Raw genomic sequence first — 24,752 nt, 5'->3', positions numbered from 1 at the left:
CTCAACCTTTGCTGGATGCCGTTATGTCTGATTTACCGCACACCGCTTCTCCTTCGCCGGAGGAGGGGATCTACCCCATTCGCGAGGTCTCCCGCCTCACCGGCGTCAACGCCGTGACCCTGCGCGCCTGGCAGCGCCGCTATGGGCTGGTGCAGCCGGCCCGCACCGAGAAGGGCCACCGCCTCTACAGCGAGCAGGACATTCGCCAGATCGGCGAGATCCTGAGCTGGCTGGAGCGGGGAGTGAGCATCGGACAGGTGAAGGGGCTCTTGAGCGAACCCCAGGCCCAGCCGGTGAGCGATCACTGGCAGCAGACCCTGGAGCAGTTCAGTCAGGCGCTGCTCGCCTTCAACCAGCGCAAGGCCGAGGCCGAGCTCAACGACCTGCTGGCGAGCTACCCGTTCGAACTGGTGCGCAGCCGGGTGCTGCAGCCGCTGGTGGAGCGCTTGCTGGGGCTGTGGCGCGAGCGCCCCGATGGCGAGCTGCTGCAACAGGTGTGGCTGGGCTGGCTGCATACCCGCTTTGCCCGCCACCTCATCGAGCAGGAGAAGGGCATGCCGGTCACCTTGGCGAGCTGGGGACAGGTGGGCCCGCTCGATCTGGTCTGGGCTGCTTACGAGCTGATCGGTCAGGGTTATGAGGTGCAGCTGCTGGGGGCGGTGGAGCCGCGCCATGCCAGCCTGCTGGAGGGGCGCGCCGTCACTCCCTGGCTGGTCATGCTGGGGGCAGGGCTTGGCAAACAGGAGCTGGCTGCCGGCTGGCCCGCCGGCACGAGCCTGTTTGGCGAGCTGGGGCGCCTCTACGATGATGAGTGGCTTAAAGCCCACGGCTGGCAGGCGAGCCTTGCCGAGGCGATGGCGGGCATGCCTGCGGCGGCTGGCGCTGGCGGGCGCGGGAGGAAAAAATCATGAAGCTGGTCTGGTTTCGCAATGATCTGCGCCTGGCCGACAACCCGGCACTGCGGCATGCCTGCGCCGGTGATGAGCCGGTGACCGCGCTTTTTATCGTCTCCCCCACCCAGTGGCAACAGCACAAGCTGGCACCGGTCCGTCAGCGTTTTCTGCTGGCCCAGGTTGATGTGCTGGGCCGCGAGCTGGCGGCGCTCGGCATCCCTCTGCATTTGTTGCGGGCCGAGACTTTTAGCGAGGTGCCGGTAGCGCTGGCAGATCTTTGCCGCGAGCTGGGCGTGACCCAGCTCTACGCCAATCAGGCCATCGAGATCGACGAGCTGCGCCGGGATCAGGCCGTCACCGCCGCGCTGGCGGAGCAGGCGGTGGGTTGCCACTGGTTCAACGGCTGCTGCGTGCTGCCGCCGGGGCGGGTGCTGACCGGCTCTGGCGAGATGTTCAAGGTTTTCACGCCCTTCAGCCGCGCCTGGCTCAAGGCCCTCGACGAGGATGGCTTTGTCATTCATCGCGCGCCCACTGCGCGTGGCGAGCCGCTGCCGTGGCAGCCGCTGGCCGAACGGGACTTCATCGATGCCGCCCTTGGTGAGCTGACGGCAGACCCCCGCTGGTCGGTGGGGGAGGCCGAGGCCAGCCGCCGTCTGAATGACTTTCTGGAGCAGGCGGTGCTCGATTATGGCGAGACCCGGGATTTCCCTGCCATCGCGGGCACCTCCGTGCTCTCCCCCTATCTGGCGGCCGGCATCATCAGCTCGCGCCAGTGCGTGGCCGCGCTCCAGCAGCGGCTCGGCTACCGGCCCCAGTCCAAGGCTCAGCCCGGCTTTGTCTGGCTCAATGAGCTTATCTGGCGCGAGTTCTATCGCCACCTGCTGGTGCTGAGCCCTACCCTCTCCATGAATCGGCCCTTCAAGCCGGAGACGGCGGCCCTGCCGTGGAGCTGGGATCCGGATGCCTTCGCCGCCTGGTGTGAGGGACGTACCGGCTACCCCATCGTCGATGCGGCTATGCGCTGCCTCAACGCCACCGGCTGGATGCACAATCGGCTGCGGATGATAGTGGCGAGTTTTCTCACCAAGGATCTGCACATCCACTGGCGGCTCGGGGAGGATTACTTCATGAGCCGGCTCATCGACGGGGATCTGGCGGCCAACAACGGCGGCTGGCAGTGGGTAGCGGGGACTGGCGCCGATGCGGCGCCCTATTTCCGGGTGTTCAACCCCACCACCCAGGGGCAACGATTTGATCCGCAAGGGGAGTTCATTCGTACCTGGGTCTCTGAACTGGCTGATCTGCCTGCCGCCTATCTGCACCAGCCCCACGACTGGTTGCGGCTCAAGGGGCGGCACGATTATCCGGCCCCCATGGTGGACCACGCCGTTGCCCGGGTGAGAGCCATCGAGATGTTTCGCGCCCTGGAGAAATAGCATGGATGAGTCGCTGGCCCGCTTTGTGGCCCTCTATCAGCAGCTAAGCAGAGACGAGCTGCACCGTTTGCCCGAGGTTTACGCAAACGAGGTGGTCTTTACCGATCCTGCTCACCGCATCGAGGGGCTGGCGGCGCTCACCGACTATTTTGCCGTCCTCTATCAGCGCCTGGCCTACTGCCGCTTCATCATCACCAGTCAGCTGCTGCAGGGGCGTCAGGCCTGGCTCGGCTGGACCATGACCTTCTCTCATCCAAGGCTGCGCGGCGGTGCGGCGGTGACGGTGGAGGGGGCCACCCGCCTCGAGTTCGACGAGACGGGCAAGGTGTGCCTGCATCGCGACTACTTCGATCTGGGCGCCATGCTCTACGAACAGTTGCCGCTGATAGGCCCCCTGGTGCGCACCATCAAGGGGAGGCTGGGCGCATGAGCGGCGGCCGGGTGCTGATCACCGGTGCCACCTCCGGCATCGGCTTTCAGCTGGCGCTCGATTATCGGTGCGCCGGCTGGCAGGTGTGGGGTTGCGGGCGCGATGGTGAGCGGCTGCAGGCACTGGGTCGCCACGGCATCACGCCGCTGCAGTTTGACGGACGCGATGCAAGCGCAGTGAGCGAGACGGCCGCCAGCTTGCCGCAGGTTGATCTGGTGATCCTCAATGCCGGCAACTGCGAGTACATGGATGTCGCCGAGGGGTTTGACGGCGCCCTGTTTGCCCGGGTCATCGAAACCAACCTGGTTGCCACCGGTCATGCCCTGGCCGCCTTCTTGCCGCTGCTCGGGGCGGGCGGGCGCCTTGCCATCGTCAGCTCGTCGGTGAGCTGGCTGCCGCTGCCCAGGGCCGAAGCCTATGGCGCCTCCAAGGCTGCCCTCGATTATCTGGCGGATACCCTGCGCCTCGATTTGGCCGGCAAAGGGATCGGGGTGACCCTGATCCGCCCCGGCTTTGTCCAGACCCCGCTTACCGCCAAAAATGATTTTCCCATGCCCTGTCTGGTGACGGTGGAAGAGGCTTCCCGCACCATCATGGCGGGGCTCACCGCCGGTCGTCACCAGATCCACTTTCCCCGCCGTTTCATCTGGCTGTTGCGCCTGCTCGGCGCGCTGCCGACGGGGCTCTGGCTGCGCCTTGGCCGCGCACTCGTATCGAAAGGACGCTCTTCATGAAGAAAAAGATCGCCATCGTCGGTTCCGGCATTTCAGGTCTGACCGCCGGTTTCCTGCTCCACAAGTTGCACGACATCACCCTGTTCGAGGCGGCGCCGACCCTGGGTGGCCACACCGCCACCGTCGACGTCCACCAGGCGGGGCGAAGCTATGCCATCGACACCGGCTTCATCGTCTTCAATGACCGCACCTACCCCAACTTCCTGCGGCTGCTCGAGCGGATCGGGGTGGCGCGGCAGCCGGCCGAGATGAGCTTCTCGGTGAAAAGCCCGCAGGGGCTGGAGTACAACGGTCACAACCTGGATACCCTGTTTGCCCAGCGCAGCAACCTGCTGAGTCCCCGTTTCTACGGCTTCGTCGCCGAGATCCTGCGCTTTAACCGCGAGGCGCGGGCCTGGCTGGCCGATGGTCAACATCAGGGCGAGGGCCCCGAGCTGACCCTGGGGGATTTTCTGCAGGTGGGGGAGTTCAGCGACTACTTCGCCCGCCACTACATTTTGCCTATGGGGGCCGCCATCTGGTCGTCGACCCTGGCCGATATGCGCGCCTTTCCCCTTGGCTTCTTCCTGCGCTTTTTTGCCAACCACGGGCTGCTCGAGGTGGCCAACCGGCCTCAGTGGTACGTGATCCCTGGCGGCTCGCGGGAATATATCGGCCCGCTGACGGCCGGCTGGCAGGCTCACATTCGTCTGGCCTGTCCGGTGCAGGGGATCCGGCGCCAGGCGGACGGGGTGCTGATCCAGAGCAGCTACGGTGAGGAGCGGTTTGACGAGGCGATCCTCGCCTGTCACAGCGATCAGGCGCTGGCGTTGCTGGCGGATCCGGGCGAGCGGGAGCAGGCCATTCTGGGCGCCATGCCCTATCAGGCCAACGACGTCTGGCTGCACACCGATGTGCGCTGCCTGCCGGTGCGCCGCAAGGCGTGGGCCAGCTGGAACTATCAGCTGGGTGAGGATGACGGGGCGCGGCCGCTGGTGAGCTACAACATGAACATATTGCAGGGAGTGAGCTCGCCGCAGCCCTTCTGCGTCAGCCTCAATCCCGAGGGCAAGGTAGACGAGAGCAAGGTGCTGCGCCGCTTCGTCTACCACCATCCGGTGTTCAATCAGACCTCTATTGCCGCCCAGCAGCGGCGCGCCGAGATCTGCGGCCAGCAGCACACCCACTTCTGCGGCGCCTACTGGTACAACGGCTTTCACGAAGACGGGGTGCGCAGCGCCCTGGACGTGGCCAGACGGTTCGGGGCCGAGCTATGAAGGGTGCAGTCCTGAGCGGGCAGGAGGCGAGTGCCGAGGCCATGACCGGCACCCTCAGCGCCATCTGGCAGGGGTCGGTGCGCCACCGCCGCTTCGCACCGCGCGCCCATGCCTTCTCCTACAACCTTTTCATGCTGGGGCTGGATCTTGACGAGTTGGCCAGCCTCGGGAAGGGGGGCTGGTTTGGGGTAGAGCGGGCAGGGCTGCTCTCGTTTCGTCGCGACGACTACCTGCGCGGCAGCGAGGGGCCGCTCAAGCAGGCGGTGTGGCAGAAGGTGAGCGAACTGGGTGGCGATGCCGAGCCCGAGGGGCGGGTGCTGCTGCTTGGCAACGTGCGCTGTCTGGGCTTCTACTTCAGCCCGGTCAACTTCTACTTCTGCTACCGGCAGGGCGAGGCGCGCTATCTGCTGGCGGAGGTGTCGAACACCCCCTGGAACGAGCGCCACTACTACCTGCTGGATCTGGCGGCGCTGGCCCCCCACGACAAGGATTTTCACGTTTCCCCCTTCATGGGGCTGGCGATGCGCTACCACTGGCGCATTTGTCCGCCCGCGCAGGAGACCCTGATCCACATCGAGAGTCATCCCGTATCCGGGGAGGCCAAGCTGTTTGACGCTACCCTGGCGCTGCGCCGGGCACCGCTGTCGCGCAAGGGGCTGGTGGCCCTGCTGGCCCGCTGGCCCTGGATGACCATGAAGGTGCTGCTCGGGATCTACTGGCAGGCCCTGCGTCTTTTTATCAAACGAACACCCATCTTTACCCATCCGGAGAGCCGCTAATGGAATTTGTGCAATCAACCCTCTCTGCCTCTTTCATCGACAAGGGGGCCAGGCAACTGCTGCTCAATCTGCTGGGACGCCTTGAACATGGCCAGCTGCAGCTGCGGGATGGCGCTGAGCGCCACTGCTTTGGTGTGGCGGGCACCGATCTGCACGCCGAGCTGGTGGTGCAGGATCCGGCCTTCTATCGCCGTCTGTTGCTGGGGGGCAGCATCGCCGCCGGGGAGACCTGGGTGGAGGGGCTCTGGACCAGCCCGGATCCAGTTGCGCTGGTGCGCTTGCTGGCCCGCAATCTGGCGCTGCTCGACTCCCTCGAACGGCGTCTCGGCTGGCTCAGTTTTCCCTTCAACAAGGTGCGCCACTGGCTCAATCGCAATACCCTGACCGGTTCGCGCTCCAACATCGCCGCCCACTACGATCTCGGCAACACCCTCTATCAGGGGTTTCTCGACAGCCATATGCAGTACTCGAGTGCTATCTACCCCCATGCAGAGGCCAGCCTGGAGGAGGGACAGCAGGCCAAGCTGCGCACCATCTGCGAGCGGCTGGCACTGGGGCCTGACGATCACCTGCTGGAGATCGGTACCGGCTGGGGCGGCCTCGCCGTCTATGCGGCCCGTCACTACGGCTGCAGGGTGACTACCACCACCATCTCCCGGGCCCAGCACGATTACGCCAAGGAGTGGATTGCGCGGGAGGGGTTGGGGGATCGCATCACCTTGCTGCTGGAGGACTACCGCAAGCTGGAGGGCACTTACGACAAGCTGGTCTCCATCGAGATGATCGAAGCGGTGGGTCACGCCTTCCTGCCCGATTATTTCCGCCAGCTGTCGCGGCTGCTCAAACCCGGTGGTCGCCTGCTCATTCAGGCCATTACCATTGCCGATCAGCGCCATGCCCAGTATCTGCGCGGGGTTGATTTCATCCAGCGTTACATCTTCCCCGGCGGCTGCCTGCCGAGCATCTCCCAGATGGCGGGGCTGCTGGCGCGCGAGACCGACATGCAGCTGGTGCGGCTGCACGATCACGGTCACCACTATGCCCGCACGCTGGCTGATTGGTGCAAGCGCTTCCTGGCGCTGGCGCCCGAGCTGCCCGCTCTCGGCTACAGCCAGGACTTCATTCGGTTATGGCTCTTCTATTTCGCCTACTGTGAAGGGGGCTTCTGGGAGCGCACCATCAGCCTGGTGCAGCTGGAGGCGGCCAAACCGGGCCCACTCGGCTGGAGTGGGGATCTGCCCGTCGGCGGGCGCTGATCATGTGGCAGTGGGCCCATCTGCTGGGGTTCAACCTCTACTGGTTGCTGGCAGTGAAGTGGCAGCAGCCGGGCCCGCTGTTGGCACTGCTGCTGCTTCATTTTCTCTTCTCCCCCCGCCGCTGGCACGACTGGCGGCTCATCCCGGTCGCTCTTGCCGGCAGCCTGCTCGATGCCCTGCTCTGGCAACTCGGGCTGTTTTATTTCAACACCGGTTTTCCGCTCTGGCTGGTGCTGCTCTGGTGCGGTTTTGCCCTGACCCTCTCCCACGGTCTGCGCTGGCTGCGGCCCTTGCCGCGCTGGCAGCAGGGGCTGTTCGGCATGGTTGGGGGGGCCTCCTCCTATGTGGCGGGAGCCGCCATGGGGGCAGTACACTTACCTTGGGGCATCGGGATCAGTGCGGCACTGCTGGCGGTGATCTGGATGTGGTGGTTACCCGTACTCCTGTGGGTAACGGTCAAGCTGGAGGGTGAAGCGAGATGAACACCTTTTCGACCGACACCTTGTTGTTTTCCAAATGGACCAAAGAGAGCCGGCACGAGCTGACCGAGCGTTTCTATCTGGTGGTGGCCTGTCAGCGCGACGCGCAGGGGCAGCTGCAGCAGGTGGTGATGCAGGACATCAACACGCTGCTGGAACAGGAGATGGACTGGCATGAACTCGAAGATCCTGCCCATTGGCACATGGGGTGGAATTAGCCTGCTGCTGGCAGGCTTGAGCCTACCGCTGACCCCTTTCGCCCAGACCGGGCAAGCCCTGGTTACTCCCTGGCAGCAGCTGCAGCCGGTCGGGCGCGGCGAGATGAGCTGGCTCTGGTTCAAGCTCTATGACGCTACCCTCTACAGCGAGAACGGCCGCTATCGGCCGGGTCACTATCCTCAGGCGCTCAGCCTCACCTACGCCAGAGCCATCGAGCGGGACGATCTGCTGAGCGCTACCGCCGCCGAGTGGCAGCGACTGGGGCTTGGCAGCGAGCAGCAGCGTCAGGGCTGGCTTGGTCAGCTCGCTGCGCTCTGGCCCGATGTCCAGGCGGGTGACCGGCTTACCTTCTATGTCGACAGGGGCGGCGCGGGCCAGTTCTGGTGGCGGGACAAGCCGCTCGGCACCCTCGCCGATCCGCAATTTTCGGCGGCCTTTCTTGCCATCTGGCTGGCACAAGGGAGCCGCGATCCGACGCTTACCCGCCGCCTGCGGGGAGAGCGCTGATGCAAAAGGGATTCATGCAATACATCCACGCCTGGCGCTACCTGCTGTTGTTGCCACTGTTGCTGCTGGCTGGTTGCGGCAGCAGTCTGGAGGAGTATCGTGGTCAGGGCCCTGAGTGGGATCTCGCTCGCTTCTTCAATGGCAAGCTGACGGCGCACGGTCTGGTGACCGATCGCAGCGGTGAGGTGACCAGCCGTTTTCGGGTGGAGATGCGCGGGCACTGGCAGGGTGACAAAGGGGAGCTGTTCGAGCAGTTCTATTTTGACGATGGGCGCCAGCAGACCCGCACCTGGTTTTTGAGCAAGGGGGCGGATGGTCACTGGCACGGCACGGCGGCCGACGTGGTGGGGGAAGCGGTAGGCAAGACGGCAGGCTTTGCCCTCAACTGGCGCTATCAGCTCGATCTGGCGCTGCCTGACGGCAGCGTGGTGCGGGTGAGTTTCGATGACTGGATGTATCTGCTGGATGAAAGTCGCCTGCTCAACCGGGCTGCCATCAGCAAGTTCGGCATCCAGCTGGGGGAGGTGCTTCTCTACATCGAGCGTCATCCTGAATGAGCCGCCTAGTCCGGCCGACAGCAGAGATGATAGTCGCACTCTATCAATCAGTTAGATCTTAACTATTACCTTTTGAGTCTGATGGGTTCTAAGATGACCAGGTCGTCAAATCTGGAGGTGAAACATGAAGAGTCCGATTGGTCTTGATACCGTTCAATCACAAGCGCTGGCCGCCGAGCTGAACAAATTGCTGGCCAGCTACCAGATCCTTTACATGAACGTTCGCGGCTTCCACTGGAACATCCGCGGCAACCAGTTTTTCGAGCTGCACCTGAAGTTCGAAGAGATTTACAACGACCTGCTGCTGAAGGTCGATGCTCTGGCCGAGCGCATCCTGACCCTGGATGGCGTGCCGCTGCACAGCTTCAGCGACTACCTGAAAGTTTCCGCCATTCCGGAGCAGAAGGGACTGCATGACGGTCGTGCCTGCGTCGAATCCCTGTTGGAGAGTTTCCGCGAACTGCTGGTGGCCCAGCGCCGCATCCTGGGGCAGGCCGCCGATGCCGGTGATGAAGGGACTGCGTCCATTCTCTCCGACTACGTGCAGCAGCAGGAGAAACTGGTCTGGATGCTGCGAGCTTATTTAGCCTGATAGCCAACCAAGCCGGACGCTGCGAAGTATGCCGGCTTGATGAAGTGAAGGGCTGGATCTGCCAGACCAGAGGCCAGCCCGACCCGTTCCATTATCGTGTTCTGTTGCAAACCTGAGTTGTCTCTCCTTTTATCCACCCGCTTGCCGCCCTGTTTGGGCGGCTTTTTTGTTTTTGATCTGCATCAATGAAAATTGAATTGGCAAATTGAATGCCTATTAAGTTTTGAGCCGTAGGAATAGAATCGCCACAAAACAAACAACTGAAATGTCCAATTAGGAGAGGCATGATGTTTTGTGTGCAATGTGAACAGACAATTCGTACCCCGGCAGGCAACGGCTGCGCCTATGCACAAGGTATGTGCGGCAAGACGGCTGAAACCTCGGATCTGCAGGATGTGCTGATCTATACCCTGCAGGGGCTCAGTGCCTGGGCGCTGGCCGCCCGCGAGCACGGCATCGTCGACAGCGAGATCGACGCCTTCGTGCCCAAGGCCTTCTTTGCCACCCTCACCAACGTCAACTTCGACTCCGCCCGCATCGTGGCGTATGTCAACCAGGCGCTGAGCTATCGTCAGCAACTGGCCGCCAAGCTGGCACCGCTGGCGGTGCAGGTCGATGCACTGCCCGCTGCCGCCCGTTTCGAGCCGGGTGCCGATCTGCTGGCCCAGCTGGCCCAGGCGCCGCAGACCGCGGTCAACCGCGGCAAGAACGAGGTCAACGAAGACATCATGGGGCTGCGCCTGCTCTGCCTCTACGGCCTCAAGGGCGCCGCCGCCTACATGGAACACGCCCGGGTGCTGGATCAGCAGGATGCCGGAGTAGCCGCCGAATTCCATCGCATCATGAGCTGGCTCGGCACGGATCCGAGCGATCTGGATCCGCTGTTCAAGTGCGCCATGGACATTGGCCTGCTCAACTTCAAGATCATGGAGATGCTGGATCTCGGTGAAACCACCGCCTTCGGCCACCCCGAGCCGACTCAGGTGCGCGTCACTCCGGTTCCGGGCAAGTGCATCCTGGTCTCCGGTCACGACATGGTGGATCTCAAGCTCATCCTGGAGCAGACCAAGGACACCGGCATCAAGGTCTACACCCATGGCGAGATGCTGCCGGCGCTGGCCTACCCCTTCTTCAAGCAGTACCCGCATCTGGTGGGCAACTACGGCTCCGCCTGGCAGAACCAGCAGAAAGAGTTTGCCAACTTCCCGGGCGCGGTGGTGATGACCTCCAACTGCATCATCGACCCGAACGTGGGCAACTACTCGGATCGCATCTTCACCCGTTCCATCGTCGGCTGGCCGGGCGTGACCCACCTGGAAGGGGAAGATTTCTCCGCCGTGATCGCCAAGGCGCAAGCGCTGGAAGGCTTCAAGCACGTTGAGCTGGAGCACTTCATCACCATCGGCTTTGCCCGCAACGCCCTGATGCAGGCCGCCCCGGCGGTGATCGACAAGGTCAAGGCCGGCGAAATCAGCCACTTCTTCCTGGTCGGTGGCTGTGACGGTGACCGTGCCGAGCGCGCCTACTACACCGAGTTTGCCAAGGCGATCCCGCAGGACAGCCTGCTGCTGACCCTGGGTTGTGGCAAGTACAAGTTCAACAAGCTCGATTTCGGCGACATCGGCGGCATTCCCCGTCTGCTGGACGTGGGTCAGTGCAACGATGCCTACTCCGCCATCCAGCTTGCGCTGGCGCTCTCCGAGGCGTTCGAGTGCGGCGTCAACGATCTGCCGCTGACTCTGGTGCTCTCCTGGTTCGAGCAAAAGGCCATCGTCATCCTGCTCACCCTGCTGGCGCTGGGCGTGAAGGACATCCGTACCGGCCCGACCGCCCCGGCCTTCCTCACCCCGGCTCTGCTCAAGGTGCTGGAAGAGCAATTCGGCCTGAAAGGAACCACCACGGCCGAAGCCGATCTCGCCGAGATCTTGGCGGCCTGAGCGGCGCCACATCCGCCTTACACGCTCAGCATGTTGTAAGCCTTTGGCGAGCCTGATGGCTCGCCTTTTTTTAACGACACCTTTCCAACATTTTTCAGCAAGAGGAGCCTTGCGATGACCTCCACCTCTCTCACCCTCAGGTGCATCGGCCGCCGGGCGGATACCCACGACGTGGCGAGCTGGCAGTTCGTGCCGCAGACGGGCAGCCTGCCTGCCGTGCTGGCTGGCCAGTGCGTGACGCTGCACACCGAGATTGACGGCCAGCCCCACTGCCGTGCCTATACCCTCTCCTCCAGCCCGCAGGATGCCTGCTGGCAGGTCACCATCAAGGATGTCGGACTGGTCTCCCATCATCTGCATCAAACCCTGCAAGTAGGGGACGAGATCCGGGTGGATGGCCCCTTCGGCGACTTCAACCTGACTGCCTTGCCCTGCGAGCGGCCGCTGCTCTTGAGCGCCGGTTCCGGCATCACCCCCATGTGGGCCATGCTGCGCGACGAGCTGGCCAAACGGCCGGATGCCGACATTCGCTTCATTCACAGTGCCCGCTCGCCGGAGGATGTGATCTTCGCAGACGACCTGGCTGCGCTGGCCGCTGCTCATTCCGGTGTGCGCCACGCGTTAGTGCTGGAGAAAGTACGGGAAGAGGCACCGACGGCTTATCCCTGGGTTGGCCGGCTCACACCGGAGATGCTGAGGGAATTGGCGCCAGATTTGCTCGCACGCCACGTCTATCTGTGCGGGCCTGCCCCCTATATGACCGCAGTCTGCACCATGCTGGCGGAGCTGGGCCTGCCGGCAGCGCAGTTGCACCAGGAGTCGTTCGGTCTGCCTGCTGTTACATCGAGTGCGGCGCCAGTTGCGGCCGGCAGCGACCACTTCTGGCTAACCCTCAAAAAGAGCGGCAAGAAGGTGAAGATCCTGCCGGGTCAGACCCTGCTGGCGGCGCTGGAGGGGGCGGGGGAGACCATGATGGCAGCCTGCCGTGCTGGGGTGTGTGGGGCCTGTCGCTGTACCACGGAAGGTGAAATCGAGCGCCAGAGCGTGATGACCCTGAGCGCACAGGATCTCGAGCGCGGGGTGGCACTGGCCTGTTCCTGCACCGCCAGCGGGGATGTCAGCGTCGACTATTGAGGGGGCCATGAGCATCCCGCTCTTTTCGCAGCGGGGCCGGGCGGGTAGACTCAGCTCCAGTTTCAGTCGAACGCGGGATACAAAATGACAATTCTGGTCACAGGGGGCGCCGGCTATATCGGCTCCCATACCCTGGTTGAACTCTTGAACGTCGGGCAGCAGGTCGTGGTGCTGGACAACCTCTCCAACTCCTCCCCCGAGTCGCTCAAACGGGTCGAGCGGATCACCGGCAAGCCGGTCATCTTCGTCGAAGGGGATGTGCTGGACCGGCTCTGCCTGCAACAGCTGTTTGCCGCCCACCAGATCGAGTCGGTGATCCATTTCGCCGGGCTCAAGGCCGTCGGCGAGTCGAGCCAGATCCCGCTCACCTACTACCAGAACAACATCACCGGCACCCTGGTGTTATGCGAAGAGATGGCTAGGGCCGGCGTGTTCCGGCTGGTCTTCAGCTCCTCGGCCACCGTCTACGGCGATCCGGCCTCGGTACCGCTGCGGGAAGATTTCCCCACCAGCGCGACCAACCCTTATGGCCGCTCCAAGCTGATGGTCGAAGAGATCCTGCGCGATCTCGCCAAATCCGATCCCCGCTGGGCCATCGTGCTGTTGCGCTACTTCAACCCGGTCGGTGCCCACGAGAGCGGCCTCATCGGGGAAGATCCCAACGGCATTCCCAACAACCTGCTGCCCTATATCAGTCAGGTCGGCGTGGGCAAGCTCAAGGAGCTGGGGGTGTTTGGCAACGACTACCCGACGCCGGACGGTACCGGGGTGCGCGATTACATCCATGTGGTGGATCTCGCCATCGGTCACCTCAAAGCGCTGGCACGCATCGCGTCGGATACCGGGGTCTTTACCTATAACCTGGGTACCGGTCAGGGCTATTCGGTGCTGGAGATGATCAAGGCATTTGAAGCGGCCAGCGGTCGCACCATTCCCTATCAGATCAAGCCCCGTCGCCCCGGCGACATCGCCGAGTGCTGGGCCGAGCCGCACAAGGCCCGTGCCGAGCTGGGCTGGCAGGCCGAGCGCGGTCTGGAGCGGATGATGGTGGATACCTGGCGCTGGCAAAGCCAGAACCCGAACGGTTATGGCCCTGCTGCGAAGCCGTGATCAAGGATCATGCGCTGCTCGGGAACCTCATTTATTCATATAAACTCGGGTCCCTGCGCTGTTCTTCGCCTTGCTGACAGCTTCTCGCGGCGGCCCACCAGGCCTGATGGTTTGCAGCATGAATAGCAAAACGCCCCGGCATGCCGGGGCGTTTTTTTATGTGCCGGAGCGGGATTACTGAATGCTCTTGCCGGCGCGCACATCCTTGATGAAGCCTTTCAGGCTGGCCAGATCACGGGGGGCGCCGCGCAGGATCTGATCGCCGATGATGAAGGCCGGTGTGCCCGAGATGCTCATGGCTTCGGCCAGCGCCCGGTTGGTGCCGAGATTCTGATCGATGCTGCCATCCTTGATCTTGGCTTCAACCTTGCTCCAGTTGACGCCGGCTGCTTCCGCCAGCTGCTTCACCTGTGCCTCGTCGGCCAGCGGGCCCTGATGGGCGTACAGCCTCTCGTGGAAGGCCTGGTACTTGTCGGGCTGACCCAGCTGTACCGCCAGAGCGGCACGGGCGGCGAAGTAGGAGGTCTCGCTCAGGATCGGGAACTGCTTGTAGATGTAGCGAATGTCCTTGTCTTCCGCCAGCAGTTGCTTGATCAGCGGGTGGGCGCGTTTGCAGTAGCCGCAGTTGTAGTCGAAGAACTCGACCACGGTCAGGCTGCCCTTGGGATTGCCGCTCTCCGGATCCTGGTTGCTATAGAGCTGCTTGGCGTGTGCCTTGATCAAGGTCTTGTCGCTCTCGGCCTGCTGGCTCTCCTGCTTGGCGCGCAGGGCGTTGGACATCTCGACCAGGATCTCCGGGTTCTTGACCAGATAGTCGCGCACTATCTGTTCCACGTCGCTCTTGGTCAGTTCGCTCGCCTGAACCGGCGCCGCAAGCAGGGTGGCACCCGTCAGGGCGCAAAGCAGGGCATGTTTGATTTTCATAAGTCCATCTTGCTGGGGATTTCGTGATGCTGACTATAGTGGGTGAGTCTGTTTTCAAGTCAAGTTATCTGGTTGAAAAAGCGCTGGTTATGCTCAAATTGGCGGCTTTGTGCGTCATTTAGCCCAATAAATCGGCAAACGAGCGGCGAGGGGATTTACAAGGGCGATCGCCATGGGTAATATTCGCCGCACTGTCGCGGAGGGGTGGCAGAGCGGCTGAATGCACCGGTCTTGAAAACCGGCGATGGGCGACCATCCGTGGGTTCAAATCCCACCTCCTCCGCCATTTATTCAGCCAGAAAGGCCATCCGAAAGGGTGGCCTTTTTGCTATTCAAATCCTCGCGTTCATTCTGCCTGTGGTCGGACAAGCCATCTTTATCCACGTATATTCCGACTCTTGGCTAAGGCTTGCTGTCTTCCCGCCTGTTTTGCTCAGTGTTCACTGTCAGGCCATCACCGGACAACCAAGTGTATTGATCATCTCCGTCGGCCCTGATATTTGTGCAGGTCGGTGGGGAGCTCGTCTCGCTGGCTCCTCAGCCACGACTTGGACGCCTTCTGTTGCGTGATGCAGGAAGAAGCAGAGGGTTGTTGGCCGCCGGTGAAGGGGAGATCCATGACCAATGTTGCAATGCTTAACATCCGTAGGGTCACGACTGGTCGATGGTGGAACGTTTGAGGTTTTCTGTAGCATTTCATTACAAAAATTACGATTCTATAGCATAAAGTGTGGGAGAGTTCTGATTTTTAGACCTGCTGGGGTGTGTCATCTATTGACGCTTGTTAACATTCAGCATGTTTCCATGTTTGGCCAGCCTACCTTGTGCACAATCCCCATACCCCAGAGATGAATACCCTACACGCGATGGAGCTCATCGCCCAGCTCGAGACGGCCGCTGACGAGCGCACCATAGTGACCCTGCTGCGCGAGCTGAGCGGTCGCATGGGATTCGACTATTTTCGTCTGGCCCTGATCTTTCCCAGTACCATCCAGCGCCCGGACGTCATCATCTTCAACGGCTGTCCGCAGGCCTGGGTGGACACCTACACCAGCAGCGGCTTCTTTGCCATCGATCCCATCGTCAAATGCGCCATGACCAGGAGCACCCCCATTCTGTGGGCCGATGTGGTGAACGATGAGGAGCGTTGTGACGAGCAGGGCCGGGAGATGATGCAGCTGGCCAGCGAGTACGGCATTTGCGATGGCATCACCCTGCCCTGGCACGGTGCCAACGGTCATGTCGGCCTGCTCTCTTTTATCACCAGTACGCCTCGTACCAGCCAGCAATGGCTCTCTGCGGTGCCCTTTATCAGCTGGCTCTCCATGCATATTTTCGAGGCGGTGGCCCAGGTCTGTCTGGCCGGTCTGTCGCCGCACGATGCGTTGAGTTTGCGGGAGCTGGAAGTGTGTCGCTGGGCTGCGGAGGGCAAGCAGGTGAGCGATATTGCCCAGATCCTGGGGATCACTCCCCGTACCGTGACGTTTCATCTGAACAATGTGGTCAGCAAGCTGGGGGCCAGCAGCAAGAGCCAGGCCATTTCATGGGCATTGAAGCAGGGGATGGTCAGGTTGAACGTGGAGATGGCGCTGGTCGCCAATGTGGATGAAAAGCAGTGATTATGTTTGTTGCAAGCAACTTGTTGCGTAGGTGGCGAGATGTTCCACTGCGAGTGCAAGAACTAATGGTGCAATAGTCTGCTGGTTGCAACTTTTTGCGCCATGCATCCGATACGTCGGTTTTGTTTTTATTTAAGGTGTTGAAAAATAAGTAAAAAAAAGAGTGGCATGGTCGCTGCTAATTGGTTTGGTCGAGTGTCATTACCGTTCAACCAATCAGGAGCATACACATGCCAACTCCATGTTATATCAGCATCGAAGGTAAAACCCAGGGCAATATCACCGCTGGTGCCTTCACTTCCGATTCCGTCGGCAACATCTTTGTACAAGGCCACGAAGACGAGATGCTGGTACAAGAGTTCCAGCACGTCGTGACCGTCCCGACTGATCCGCAATCTGGTCAGCCTGCTGGTCAGCGTGTCCACAAGCCGTTCAAGTTCACCGTTGCGCTGAACAAAGCTGTACCGTTGATGTACAACTCGCTGGCCTCCGGCGAAATGCTGCCGAAAGTGACCCTGAAGTGGTACCGCACCTCTGTTGAGGGCAAGCAGGAGCACTTTTTCTCTACCGTGCTGACCGATGCCACCATCGTCGACATCGACTGCCAGATGCCGCACTGCCAGGATCCGGCGAAGTCTGATTTCACCCAGCTGATCCAGGTCTCCATGGCCTACCGCAAGATCGATTGGGAACACACCGTTGCCGGTACTTCCGGTGCAGATGACTGGCGCGCACCGATCGAGGCCTAACGCTCGATCTCTTATTGCCGTTATTCCTTGTAGTGCACCCCCATGGCCTGACGATGGCAGTGTCAGCTGTCGTCAGGCCCGTGCAAGTTTTCTCCGACCTGTTCAACTGGATGCGGTCGGAGCTTTTGTGTTTTGCCATAATGGCTGCGAGGCGACCTTATTGCAAAGCACAACAGAGGCCAGTCGTCATGTGTTCCACCATTACATCGTCCGGTGACGTGCTCATCGATCACGATGGGCTTTTCCCATCTCCCGTGATTTCAGTCAGCTCTGAGAGTTACCTCGGTGGCAAATTGGTGTCCCGGCAGGACGAGCCGCTGGCCCCTTACGATAAATCCGACAATCCCCTCCGTCCGCACAGCACCTCTGGTCGCCAGCGTACTTTGCGGTGTGGCGGCCAACCCATCACTGTGACCGGTACCGCCGTCGGCTGCGGCGGCGTGGTGATTGGCTCAGGCAGCGGACAGGCAGGTTAAGGAGCGCTTCATGGTAGACAGCACAGGATTACAATTTACCGTTAAGGTAGGGGCCCTGCCCGAGAGCACCTTCGTGGTGGCCGAGTTTGCGCTGGATGAAGCGCTCAACCGGCCGTTCCACCTGCGCCTGGAGCTGGCAAGTGCCCAGCCCGATATCGACTTTGGCGCCGTGCTGGACCAGCCGTGCGAGCTGCTGGTGTGGTACAACGGCGAGCTGCAACGTCGGGTGTGTGGGGTGGTCAGTGACTTTGCACAGGGTGATAGCGGTTTTCGCCGCACCCGCTATCAGTTGCTGGTGCAGCCGGCCCTGTGGCGACTCTCTTTGCGCCAGAACTCCCGCATCTTCCAGGCGCAAAAGCCCGATGAAATCCTCTCCATCCTGTTGCAAGAGCACGGCATCACCGACTACGCCTTTGCCCTGAAAAACGAGCACGCCAAGCGGGAATACTGTGTTCAGTACCGGGAAACCGACCTCGATTTCGTCAACCGCCTCGCCGCCGAAGAGGGGATGTTCTACTTCCACGAGTTTGAAGCGGGCAAGCACCGCATCGTGTTTGCCGATGACGCCGCCGCCCTGACCGCCGGCCCCGAGCTCTTCTTCAACCTCGGCAACCGTTCGCTGGAACAGGGGCCTTATGTCCGTCAGTTCCACTACCGGGAGGCGGTGCGCCCGTCGGATGTGGAGCTCAAGGACTACAGCTTCAAGACCCCGGCCTACGGCCTCTCTCACAAAAAGCAGGGTGCAGAGCTCGACCATCAACGGGATACCTACCAGCACTTCGACTACCCGGGCCGCTACAAAGCGGACCCGAGCGGCAAGGCGTTTGCCCAGCATAGGCTGGATGCCCTTCGTAACGACGCGGTGGTGGGCCAGGCTAAGTCCAACTGCGCCGCCTTGCTGCCGGGCCAGACGTTTTCACTCACTGAACACCCCAACGGCAACCTCAACACCGACTGGCAAATCGTCCATATCCGCCACACCGGTGAACAACCCCAGGCCTTGGAAGAAGAAGGCGGCAGCGGCCCCACCGTCTACCACAACGAATTCGGCGTGGTGAAGGCGAGTACTACCTGGCGGGTACGCATCGGCAGCCCGGAAGCCCCTCACAAGCCGATGGTGGATGGCCCGCAAATCGCCATGGTGGTGGGCCCCGAAGGGGAGGAGATTTACTGCGACGAGCACGGCCGGGTCAAGCTGCAATTCCCGTGGGACCGTTATGGCAGCTCCAACGACCAGAGCTCCTGCTGGGTGCGAGTCTCGCAAGGCTGGGCCGGCGGTCAGTACGGCATGATGGCCATCCCGCGCATCGGCCACGAGGTCATCGTGAGTTTCCTGGAGGGGGACCCCGACCAGCCCATCGTCACCGGTCGCACCTACCACGCCACCAACCGGCCGCCGTACGAGTTGCCGGCCAACAAGACCCGCACCGTGCTGCGCACCGAAACCCATCAGGGGGAGGGTTTCAACGAACTGCGCTTTGAAGATCAGGTAGGCAAGGAAGAGATTTATATCCATGGTCAGAAAGACCTGAACGTGCTTATCGAAAATGATGCCGCCTGGCACATCAAGCACGACGAACACAGAGACATCGACAATGAGCGGGTGACCCGTATCAAGGCCAATGACCACCTGACGGTAGAGGGTGAGAAGCGCGACCAGATAAAAGCCGACTACTCCCTCACCGTGGATGCCAGCATGCATCAGAAGCTGGGCCAATCCCTGCTGGTGGAGGCGGGAAGCGAGGTTCACCACAAGGCGGGCATGAAGATCGTGATGGAGGCCGGTGCTGAGCTGACCCTCAAGGTCGGCGGCAGCTTTGTGAAGCTGGATGCCGGTGGCGTCACCCTAAGCGGTGGCTCCATCAAGATGAATTCCGGCGGCAGCCCGGGTTCTGGCTCTGGTTGGGGTGGTAAGGCCCCCATCCAGCCAGGCAATGTCGAGGTGCCAACACCACCACCAGCAACATTGCCAGCCCCGGCCATTCACAAGAGCATGGAGTCCATGGCACCGCTGGCCAAGCCTTGTCCAGCCGCTCCACCACCTGTACCCCCTCCGCCTGCCGGGGGCCCACCAGCTCCACCGCCCGCCCCACCCCAGCTTGCCGGAGGCCCAATGATGCCACCGCCGCCACCTGTTGCGGCCACAGGGGAAGGCAAAAAGCCGGCAAAGAAGTGGGCGAGGGTAGAGATATCCAAAGCGGATGAAGCACTTAGATACTATTCGGCGCAAGGGTACACATTGCTCAATAACTATTTGCGTGATCGCCCCTACAAGCAACAAGAGGCCATCGATACCCTGCTTAGTCGCAGCTATTTGAATGATGAGCCGACATCCAGGAGCGAGTTTGACCAGGCAATGAAGGCCTATGTTGCCGATGTGGAGGCTGGTCTGGCGAAATTGCCGGTCTCACCCGATTTGGACTTCGTGTACCGGGGGTTGGCGCTGGACAAGCCGGAGCTTGCAGCCCTGAAAGATCAGTTCACAGGGGTGGGCAATATCGTTGTTGAGTCAGGATTCATGAGTACCTCACCGGACAAGGCCTGGGTCAACGATACCTTGTTGAAGATCCGCCTGCCTGCCGGTCATGGTGGTCGTCTGTTGGGAGACGCAGCGCACTTCAAGGGGGAAGCAGAAATGCTGTTTCCGACCCAGACCAGACTAAGGGTCGATCGAGTGGTTTCCTCCATGAGCGGAGATTTTGACTCCTTGCTCAATACGATTCCAACTTCTGACAATGCATCGGATAACCGCAGTAGGATCAAGCGACTGATAGAGGTTTCCGTAATATGACGTTATCTGATTGGCTCGCTGGCGAGCAAGCGGGTGAGAGGTATGTCGTCATCGATGGAGCACAAGCGGTGTCAGCCGTGGCGGATTTCTATACCTATGATGGAGAGAATGCCAATCCACTTTTTGCCGGTACCGCTTTCTATGAGCAGTCTGCGTTGGGGCCCTGGTTGCTGCCAGCGCCTTCCACTGAGTTCATGATGGCCAATCCCGCCCTGAGTGGCTTCTATCTGATCAGCGACCAATCAGTGGAGCTGATCCGCCGCCATTGGCAGAGCCTGATAGAAGCGATACGGGAGGGAGAAGCTGTCTGGTTTCGTTTCTCTGACCCACGCATTTTCCTGCCCATGCTCAGTGCCATGACCCCTGATGAACGCGATAGTGTGCTGGGGCCCTGTTCCGGGCTTTGGATCCATGGCAAGGCCTTCTCTCGCACGCCTCATGCCCGGTTCCAACCCGCATTGCAAACCCCCTGGTTTCATATCCGGTCTCATCATCTGGCTGGACTCTACGACGAGAACCGTCATGCCTACATCTTGCGGCGGCGGTTATGGCAGACCATGACGGCTATGATGGAGCGCCATCCTGACCCGGCCGGGGCTATTTTACTCACCCTCAAACAGGCCAATCAGAATGGGCTGCAAGAGGATGTGCGCGATGGTGTGGTGGCTGGCGTCTTGACTTTGCAGGCCAATTTGCCTCTTGAAGAGATACAGGGGCCTTTGATGCTGACCGACGATGAGCTGGTTCAGGTAGCCAACTGGCTGAACAAACATCACGAATTGACAGGAGTATCCTGATGGCGGCAGATCCCCATTGTATCCCTTGCGAACGTTATGATAACTGGATAGAGGTAGACATTCGCGATGAGCACAACCGTTCGTTCAAGGGGCTAAAGGCCACTTTGACTGACGAAACAGGCAAGTCAGAGACGATCACTCTGAAGGATGGACCCATCCTGGTGCGAGGGTTTGCAGTTGGCCCGGTGACAGTAAAAATCGAGACGCCAGCCTGGCTCAAGGCGGCGCAGTCCCGTGAAGCCCTCAAGGAGGGTGAGACCACACTGGTACCCGCTTATACTGACAAACTTTTCGGGCACTGCGACGTCAAACGAGAGCATATCAAGGTGACCACCGGCGACCTCTGCCTCACCAATCCCGAACAGCCACTACCGAAAGGGCATCAGGCAGGACAGGCCCAGCCTCCCCGCTTTTTCACCAAGCATTCCTATGTGATTGAAGTTAAAGGCTATCAGATCAATATCTTGCGGATTGGGGTCTTTTTCGATGGAACCTCAAACAACACTTTTAACCATTTGATTGGAAAGGATGGGATCGAGACATTTTTGGAGCAATGCGCTGCCCCTGAAGAACGTGAAGCACTGCGCAAACAGTGCGAGGCGGGGGATGTTCCTCTAAAGGTTGCAAGTCAAGCAAATGACATTACCAATATTGGTAAAGCCTATGAACTATATCGGGTGCCGAAAGGCAATGAGCTTTTAGCAAAGGTGTATATTGATGGGATCGGCACGGAGAATGCTGAAGAGGATGCTGGAGCTGGCCAAGCATCCGATTTAGGGAGTACTTCAAGTCTATCCAAAGTAGAAAAGGCCTGCGAGACAACGATTGTTGAAACAATAAATGAACAATTAGGCGAAGTTATTTCTAAGACTGACTGTATTCATAAAATTGAATTTGATGTATTTGGTTTTAGTCGTGGCGCTTCCGCCGCTCGGCAATTTATTAATTTTATTGATGGAAAAGCAGGGCATTTGTTAGCAAAGTCGATGGAAAAAGAGAGCAGAGTTCAGCTTAAGGCTGGTTTCGATTGGGCTAGTCGCGATGATTGTCGTATAAAATTTGCTGGATTATTTGATACTGTAACAACCTCTGCAAGGAAACGAAACGTAACTTTGTCCCCAGACTGCGCTGAGCGGGTGGTTCATCTTATTGCCGCCGATGAATGGCGTTTTTTCTTTGCCTTGACTCGCATCACCGATGATAAACTGGGTATCGAAATTGCGCCAAACTTTACAGAAGTCATAGTGCCTGGGGCTCACTCTGATGTTGGCGGTGGCTACTATAGCCGCTGGAGTTTGAGTAACCCCAATGGCGATCCCGCGATTACAGAGCAAGTTTCCATCAAGATCTGTAGAAGTGAAGAATCTGCTACGATATATGACCCTAAAAATAGTAGTGCCTATCGACGAGCCAAGAAGTATGCCGAGGAACAAGTGATAAAGGGTTGGGGTAATGAAGTCGTTGATTTACCAAATGTGGCGAGTGCGCCGGTAAGGAATAAAATCAGCCTGCGAGTGAGGAGCAGTCGACACCCCAAGACAGATAAAATGAATGTCGAAGTTGAAGTACTGATCAATCGCGTGGTTGAAGGTGAATACTCACGCATTCCACTACACATGATGGTTGAAGCGGCAAGAGATGTGGGGGTTCCATTTCAATTATGGGATGAAGCAAGAGCTGACTTGTCACTAGTACCATTGAGTATTCGGATTCCTCATTCCAATCTAGCCAAGCTAGATGAGCAATGGATTAATGCCGCTAAAGAACGAGGTATAGTTAAAAACTTAGCGAATAAATTAACATCAGATGCCTATCGTTATCTTCGTTTTGAATACTTGCATCATAGTGCAGACACTGGATTGGTCAATATGGCGAATAATATCGATGGTAGAGATGGACGTAAAATTTACAATAATCAGGAAGGCGGATGATGAAATTCAGTTGGATACAACTTCCTTTACTAGCGCTGGGTCTGCTTGGTTTTAGCGCTACAGGTGTGGCAAGCACTCCACAGACTATGGATTGGTCTTATATGGTGGGCTCCAACGCGGATGAAATATGGCACACAAAGGCCAATTTTTATCATGAGGGGAAGCTCATTCACAGCTCGTCAAACGGTGATGCTGGTTATGTTGGAGCTGAGGCTTTACGAGAAAAGGATTATCGCTGGCGCATAGGTGCAGGGCGAAAATTATACAATCAGCCAGTTCCTGATAAAGTTGATATTGAATGGGTTTCCTTCCATGACAAAAAACGCTACGGCATCACTCTGATGCTTCCATCAAATTTAAACTCTCAGATTGCACAAGGTTACTGGATATTGGATGCAGAAAAACGCCAAGAAGTACGAAGAAATATAATCGCACTTGGACTTGCTCCTGGGGGGTACGTTGAAGTATTTCTAACCAAATTCAAAGTTAAACCAGATGTTTTACTGGCAAGAGGCATAGCTAAAGAAATAAGGCCTTGGCAAGACGAAAAAGTGCCACTTTCCAAACAATTTAATAATGCTTTTGCAGCATTTGATAAGGATTATGGCCCCACTTACCTGCAGCACCCAATTCCGCAGGGTATGGACTGGGCGCCCATCATGGATGCTTACCGTGCCAAACAACCTCACACTGACAATGAACCAGTTAATTAATGCGCTGGATACTCTTACTGCTGCTGTTGCCGTTAGTCACATCCTGCCAAGCAGCCCCCACAGGCCCCAAACAACTGGACTGGCGCCATATGGTGGGCACCAATGCTGATCAGATCTGGGTGACAGAGGTGCACTTTTATCGTCAGGGCGAGCTGGTGGATGCCTCAACCAATGGCGCTGCCAGCCGAGTGGATAATGAATCGCTGCGTGAAAAAGATTATCGCTGGCTGATCACGGCTGGCCGCCGTGATATTTATCCCACCCCTGACCGGGTTGAGGTGGAATGGGTGTCATATCACGACAAGAAACGCTATCGCATCAGCCTTACATTGCCAGCAGAGCTGGAAAGCATGATCGCGCAGCATTACCGGGTAAAAGTGGGCAAAGAGTGGCGTGAAGAGAGGCGGGATAATATTGGCTTAGGCATGGCGACAGGTGGTTATGTTGAGGCCTTTTTAACCAGTGTCAGAGCCACGCCTGATATACTGCTGGCTAGGGGAATAGCCAAAGAGGTAACGGATGATCCCTTTGACAAGCGTTTCCCACTCTCAAGCCAGTTTGAAAATCGTTGGGCAGACTTTGATGCGAAGTACAGTAAAGTCTATCAACAGTACCCCGTTCCCAGCGGAATGGCTTGGGCTCCCATCATGGATGCCTATCGTGCCGCGCAACCCAAGACGGATACTGACCCCGTGCAATGATGACTTGTACGCGCTGGATTCTCTTATTGCTGCTGTTGCCGTTAGTCACATCCTGCCAAGCAGCCCCCACAGGCCTCAAACAACTGGACTGGCGCCATATGGTGGGCACCAATGCTGATCAGATCTGGGTGACAGAGGTGCACTTTTATCGTCAGGGCGAGTTGGTGGATGCCTCAACCAATGGGGCTATCCGGTCAGTTAGCGACCAATCTCTCAAAGGGAAAGATTATCGCTGGAGCATAGGCAAGGGCCGCCGTGATATTCACCCTGCTCCCGATCGGGTTGAGGTGGAATGGGTGTCGTATCACGACAAGAAACGCTATCGCATCAGCCTTGACTTACCCGCCGCGCAGCTGGAAAGGATGATAGCGCAGCCTTACCGGGTAAAAGTAGGCAAGGAGTGGCGCGAAGAGCGCCGCGATAATATTGGGTTGGGCATGGCAACCGGCGGCTATGTCGAGGCGTTTTTGAGAGATCCTCGTGTTACCCCCGATATCCTGCTGGCCAGAGGAATAGCAAAAGAGGTAACGGATGATCGAGATGAGAAACGTTTCCCCATCTCCAGCCAATATGAGAATCGTTGGGCAGACTTTGATGCCAACTATCGTGATCTCTATCAACAGTACCCCGTTCCAAGTGGCATGGCCTGGGCTCCCATCATGGATGCCTACCGTGCTGCCCAACCCGTCACCGATGTGAATCCTGTGTCTGAATAGCCATTCGTTTCATCTC

General features: G+C 59.3%; 25 protein-coding genes, 1 tRNA gene and 1 pseudogene. 26 read left to right on the top strand and 1 reads right to left on the bottom strand.

What is annotated here, in order from left to right:
* The first annotated feature begins 23 nt into the window (after nucleotides 1-23).
* From QLG02_RS13410 to galE, 15 genes are all read left to right on the top strand, one after another.
* Entirely contained in the window at nucleotides 24-911 is an 888-nt protein-coding gene (locus QLG02_RS13410; protein WP_282465380.1) for a MerR family transcriptional regulator, read from the top strand.
* Nucleotides 908-2,329, top strand: coding sequence for a deoxyribodipyrimidine photo-lyase (phrB, locus tag QLG02_RS13405; RefSeq protein ID WP_282465379.1), 1,422 nt, complete (start codon nucleotides 908-910; stop codon nucleotides 2,327-2,329). The genes QLG02_RS13410 and phrB overlap by 4 nt, the downstream gene beginning before the upstream one ends.
* 1 nt (nucleotide 2,330) lies before the next feature.
* Nucleotides 2,331-2,759 carry a nuclear transport factor 2 family protein gene (locus QLG02_RS13400; RefSeq protein WP_282465378.1) on the top strand — a complete coding sequence of 143 codons (429 nt, stop codon included), beginning with the start codon at nucleotides 2,331-2,333 and terminating at the stop codon, nucleotides 2,757-2,759.
* On the top strand, nucleotides 2,756-3,493 hold the full coding sequence (locus QLG02_RS13395) for an SDR family NAD(P)-dependent oxidoreductase (protein WP_282465377.1): 738 nt from the start codon (nucleotides 2,756-2,758) through the stop codon (nucleotides 3,491-3,493). The genes QLG02_RS13400 and QLG02_RS13395 overlap by 4 nt, the downstream gene beginning before the upstream one ends.
* Nucleotides 3,490-4,749, top strand: a complete 1,260-nt coding sequence (locus tag QLG02_RS13390; RefSeq protein WP_282465376.1) for an FAD-dependent oxidoreductase — start codon at nucleotides 3,490-3,492, stop codon at nucleotides 4,747-4,749. The genes QLG02_RS13395 and QLG02_RS13390 overlap by 4 nt, the downstream gene beginning before the upstream one ends.
* On the top strand, nucleotides 4,746-5,528 hold the full coding sequence (locus QLG02_RS13385) for a DUF1365 domain-containing protein (protein WP_282465375.1): 783 nt from the start codon (nucleotides 4,746-4,748) through the stop codon (nucleotides 5,526-5,528). The genes QLG02_RS13390 and QLG02_RS13385 overlap by 4 nt, the downstream gene beginning before the upstream one ends.
* A complete protein-coding gene (locus tag QLG02_RS13380; RefSeq protein ID WP_282465374.1) occupies nucleotides 5,528-6,784 on the top strand; it encodes a cyclopropane-fatty-acyl-phospholipid synthase family protein in 1,257 nt (418 codons plus the stop codon). Before QLG02_RS13385 ends, QLG02_RS13380 begins: the two co-directional genes overlap by 1 nt.
* Before the next feature lie 2 nt (nucleotides 6,785-6,786).
* Nucleotides 6,787-7,266: a DUF2878 domain-containing protein gene (locus QLG02_RS13375; protein WP_045529309.1), complete on the top strand. Its 480-nt coding sequence runs from the start codon at nucleotides 6,787-6,789 to the stop codon at nucleotides 7,264-7,266.
* Nucleotides 7,263-7,481, top strand: a complete 219-nt coding sequence (locus tag QLG02_RS13370; RefSeq protein ID WP_011705034.1) for a TIGR02450 family Trp-rich protein — start codon at nucleotides 7,263-7,265, stop codon at nucleotides 7,479-7,481. The genes QLG02_RS13375 and QLG02_RS13370 overlap by 4 nt, the downstream gene beginning before the upstream one ends.
* Nucleotides 7,438-7,989 (top strand): chalcone isomerase family protein, encoded by a 552-nt coding sequence (locus QLG02_RS13365; protein WP_282465373.1) that lies wholly within the window; start codon nucleotides 7,438-7,440, stop codon nucleotides 7,987-7,989. Before QLG02_RS13370 ends, QLG02_RS13365 begins: the two co-directional genes overlap by 44 nt.
* On the top strand, nucleotides 7,989-8,546 hold the full coding sequence (locus QLG02_RS13360) for a DUF3833 domain-containing protein (protein WP_282465372.1): 558 nt from the start codon (nucleotides 7,989-7,991) through the stop codon (nucleotides 8,544-8,546). Before QLG02_RS13365 ends, QLG02_RS13360 begins: the two co-directional genes overlap by 1 nt.
* 124 nt (nucleotides 8,547-8,670) lie before the next feature.
* The gene (locus QLG02_RS13355) at nucleotides 8,671-9,138 is read left to right on the top strand and encodes a Dps family protein (protein ID WP_011705037.1); all 468 of its coding nucleotides are present in this window, start codon (nucleotides 8,671-8,673) and stop codon (nucleotides 9,136-9,138) included.
* A 287-nt stretch (nucleotides 9,139-9,425) separates the two neighbouring features.
* Entirely contained in the window at nucleotides 9,426-11,075 is a 1,650-nt protein-coding gene (gene hcp, locus QLG02_RS13350; protein ID WP_282465371.1) for a hydroxylamine reductase, read from the top strand.
* Between the two features lie 114 nt (nucleotides 11,076-11,189).
* Entirely contained in the window at nucleotides 11,190-12,209 is a 1,020-nt protein-coding gene (locus tag QLG02_RS13345; protein ID WP_282465370.1) for a hybrid-cluster NAD(P)-dependent oxidoreductase, read from the top strand.
* A gap of 84 nt (nucleotides 12,210-12,293) precedes the next feature.
* A complete protein-coding gene (gene galE / locus QLG02_RS13340; RefSeq protein WP_282465369.1) occupies nucleotides 12,294-13,319 on the top strand; it encodes a UDP-glucose 4-epimerase GalE in 1,026 nt (341 codons plus the stop codon).
* Nucleotides 13,320-13,493: 174 nt separating this feature from the next.
* Here galE and QLG02_RS13335 read toward each other — a convergent pair whose 3' ends face one another.
* The gene (locus QLG02_RS13335; protein ID WP_077095292.1) at nucleotides 13,494-14,243 is read right to left on the bottom strand and encodes a DsbA family protein; all 750 of its coding nucleotides are present in this window, start codon (nucleotides 14,241-14,243) and stop codon (nucleotides 13,494-13,496) included.
* Between the two features lie 198 nt (nucleotides 14,244-14,441).
* Here QLG02_RS13335 and QLG02_RS13330 point away from each other — a divergent pair.
* The 11 genes and pseudogenes from QLG02_RS13330 to QLG02_RS13280 all read left to right on the top strand — a co-directional run bounded on the left by QLG02_RS13330 (nucleotide 14,442) and on the right by QLG02_RS13280 (nucleotide 24,736).
* Nucleotides 14,442-14,529, top strand: a tRNA-Ser gene (locus tag QLG02_RS13330).
* A 562-nt stretch (nucleotides 14,530-15,091) separates the two neighbouring features.
* Entirely contained in the window at nucleotides 15,092-15,862 is a 771-nt protein-coding gene (locus tag QLG02_RS13325; protein WP_282465368.1) for a LuxR family transcriptional regulator, read from the top strand.
* Nucleotides 15,863-16,092: 230 nt separating this feature from the next.
* The gene (gene hcp1, locus QLG02_RS13320) at nucleotides 16,093-16,611 is read left to right on the top strand and encodes a type VI secretion system effector Hcp1 (protein ID WP_005332563.1); all 519 of its coding nucleotides are present in this window, start codon (nucleotides 16,093-16,095) and stop codon (nucleotides 16,609-16,611) included.
* A gap of 188 nt (nucleotides 16,612-16,799) precedes the next feature.
* Nucleotides 16,800-17,087 carry a hypothetical protein gene (locus tag QLG02_RS13315; RefSeq protein ID WP_282465367.1) on the top strand — a complete coding sequence of 96 codons (288 nt, stop codon included), beginning with the start codon at nucleotides 16,800-16,802 and terminating at the stop codon, nucleotides 17,085-17,087.
* 10 nt (nucleotides 17,088-17,097) lie between these two features.
* Nucleotides 17,098-19,002, top strand: a pseudogene (locus QLG02_RS13310) (type VI secretion system tip protein VgrG); the annotation flags it as partial.
* A 78-nt stretch (nucleotides 19,003-19,080) separates the two neighbouring features.
* Nucleotides 19,081-19,878, top strand: coding sequence for an ADP-ribosyltransferase (locus QLG02_RS13305; RefSeq protein WP_320206105.1), 798 nt, complete (start codon nucleotides 19,081-19,083; stop codon nucleotides 19,876-19,878).
* Nucleotides 19,875-20,675: a DUF4123 domain-containing protein gene (locus QLG02_RS13300; protein ID WP_282465366.1), complete on the top strand. Its 801-nt coding sequence runs from the start codon at nucleotides 19,875-19,877 to the stop codon at nucleotides 20,673-20,675. The genes QLG02_RS13305 and QLG02_RS13300 overlap by 4 nt, the downstream gene beginning before the upstream one ends.
* Nucleotides 20,675-22,606 carry a DUF2235 domain-containing protein gene (locus QLG02_RS13295; protein WP_282465365.1) on the top strand — a complete coding sequence of 644 codons (1,932 nt, stop codon included), beginning with the start codon at nucleotides 20,675-20,677 and terminating at the stop codon, nucleotides 22,604-22,606. Before QLG02_RS13300 ends, QLG02_RS13295 begins: the two co-directional genes overlap by 1 nt.
* The gene (locus QLG02_RS13290; protein WP_282465364.1) at nucleotides 22,603-23,319 is read left to right on the top strand and encodes a DUF2931 family protein; all 717 of its coding nucleotides are present in this window, start codon (nucleotides 22,603-22,605) and stop codon (nucleotides 23,317-23,319) included. Before QLG02_RS13295 ends, QLG02_RS13290 begins: the two co-directional genes overlap by 4 nt.
* Complete coding sequence (locus QLG02_RS13285; protein ID WP_282465363.1) at nucleotides 23,319-24,020, top strand: DUF2931 family protein; 702 nt, start codon at nucleotides 23,319-23,321, stop codon at nucleotides 24,018-24,020. Before QLG02_RS13290 ends, QLG02_RS13285 begins: the two co-directional genes overlap by 1 nt.
* Nucleotides 24,017-24,736: a DUF2931 family protein gene (locus QLG02_RS13280; RefSeq protein ID WP_282465362.1), complete on the top strand. Its 720-nt coding sequence runs from the start codon at nucleotides 24,017-24,019 to the stop codon at nucleotides 24,734-24,736. The genes QLG02_RS13285 and QLG02_RS13280 overlap by 4 nt, the downstream gene beginning before the upstream one ends.
* Nucleotides 24,737-24,752 lie beyond the last annotated feature (16 nt).

The sequence above is a fragment of the Aeromonas sp. V90_14 genome (assembly GCF_029967615.1).
Taxonomy (GTDB): domain Bacteria; phylum Pseudomonadota; class Gammaproteobacteria; order Enterobacterales; family Aeromonadaceae; genus Aeromonas; species Aeromonas hydrophila.
This window is presented reverse-complemented; position numbering and strand designations above follow the sequence as displayed.

What these genes read in the sequence shown, in the direction of transcription:
- hcp1 (WP_005332563.1), top strand. Translation starts at nt 16,093, where the DNA reads ATGCCAACTCCATGTTATATCAGCATCGAAGGTAAAACCCAGGGCAAT.
- hcp (WP_282465371.1), top strand. Translation starts at nt 9,426, where the DNA reads ATGTTTTGTGTGCAATGTGAACAGACAATTCGTACCCCGGCAGGCAAC.
- QLG02_RS13290 (WP_282465364.1), top strand. Translation starts at nt 22,603, where the DNA reads ATGATGAAATTCAGTTGGATACAACTTCCTTTACTAGCGCTGGGTCTG.
- QLG02_RS13315 (WP_282465367.1), top strand. Translation starts at nt 16,800, where the DNA reads ATGTGTTCCACCATTACATCGTCCGGTGACGTGCTCATCGATCACGAT.
- QLG02_RS13410 (WP_282465380.1), top strand. Translation starts at nt 24, where the DNA reads ATGTCTGATTTACCGCACACCGCTTCTCCTTCGCCGGAGGAGGGGATC.
- QLG02_RS13305 (WP_320206105.1), top strand. Translation starts at nt 19,081, where the DNA reads ATGGAGTCCATGGCACCGCTGGCCAAGCCTTGTCCAGCCGCTCCACCA.
- QLG02_RS13280 (WP_282465362.1), top strand. Translation starts at nt 24,017, where the DNA reads ATGATGACTTGTACGCGCTGGATTCTCTTATTGCTGCTGTTGCCGTTA.
- QLG02_RS13295 (WP_282465365.1), top strand. Translation starts at nt 20,675, where the DNA reads ATGGCGGCAGATCCCCATTGTATCCCTTGCGAACGTTATGATAACTGG.
- QLG02_RS13335 (WP_077095292.1), bottom strand. Translation starts at nt 14,243, where the DNA reads ATGAAAATCAAACATGCCCTGCTTTGCGCCCTGACGGGTGCCACCCTG.
- QLG02_RS13345 (WP_282465370.1), top strand. Translation starts at nt 11,190, where the DNA reads ATGACCTCCACCTCTCTCACCCTCAGGTGCATCGGCCGCCGGGCGGAT.
- QLG02_RS13375 (WP_045529309.1), top strand. Translation starts at nt 6,787, where the DNA reads ATGTGGCAGTGGGCCCATCTGCTGGGGTTCAACCTCTACTGGTTGCTG.
- QLG02_RS13360 (WP_282465372.1), top strand. Translation starts at nt 7,989, where the DNA reads ATGCAAAAGGGATTCATGCAATACATCCACGCCTGGCGCTACCTGCTG.
- QLG02_RS13385 (WP_282465375.1), top strand. Translation starts at nt 4,746, where the DNA reads ATGAAGGGTGCAGTCCTGAGCGGGCAGGAGGCGAGTGCCGAGGCCATG.
- QLG02_RS13380 (WP_282465374.1), top strand. Translation starts at nt 5,528, where the DNA reads ATGGAATTTGTGCAATCAACCCTCTCTGCCTCTTTCATCGACAAGGGG.
- phrB (WP_282465379.1), top strand. Translation starts at nt 908, where the DNA reads ATGAAGCTGGTCTGGTTTCGCAATGATCTGCGCCTGGCCGACAACCCG.
- QLG02_RS13395 (WP_282465377.1), top strand. Translation starts at nt 2,756, where the DNA reads ATGAGCGGCGGCCGGGTGCTGATCACCGGTGCCACCTCCGGCATCGGC.
- QLG02_RS13390 (WP_282465376.1), top strand. Translation starts at nt 3,490, where the DNA reads ATGAAGAAAAAGATCGCCATCGTCGGTTCCGGCATTTCAGGTCTGACC.
- QLG02_RS13285 (WP_282465363.1), top strand. Translation starts at nt 23,319, where the DNA reads ATGCGCTGGATACTCTTACTGCTGCTGTTGCCGTTAGTCACATCCTGC.
- galE (WP_282465369.1), top strand. Translation starts at nt 12,294, where the DNA reads ATGACAATTCTGGTCACAGGGGGCGCCGGCTATATCGGCTCCCATACC.
- QLG02_RS13325 (WP_282465368.1), top strand. Translation starts at nt 15,092, where the DNA reads ATGAATACCCTACACGCGATGGAGCTCATCGCCCAGCTCGAGACGGCC.
- QLG02_RS13365 (WP_282465373.1), top strand. Translation starts at nt 7,438, where the DNA reads ATGAACTCGAAGATCCTGCCCATTGGCACATGGGGTGGAATTAGCCTG.
- QLG02_RS13400 (WP_282465378.1), top strand. Translation starts at nt 2,331, where the DNA reads ATGGATGAGTCGCTGGCCCGCTTTGTGGCCCTCTATCAGCAGCTAAGC.
- QLG02_RS13355 (WP_011705037.1), top strand. Translation starts at nt 8,671, where the DNA reads ATGAAGAGTCCGATTGGTCTTGATACCGTTCAATCACAAGCGCTGGCC.
- QLG02_RS13370 (WP_011705034.1), top strand. Translation starts at nt 7,263, where the DNA reads ATGAACACCTTTTCGACCGACACCTTGTTGTTTTCCAAATGGACCAAA.
- QLG02_RS13300 (WP_282465366.1), top strand. Translation starts at nt 19,875, where the DNA reads ATGACGTTATCTGATTGGCTCGCTGGCGAGCAAGCGGGTGAGAGGTAT.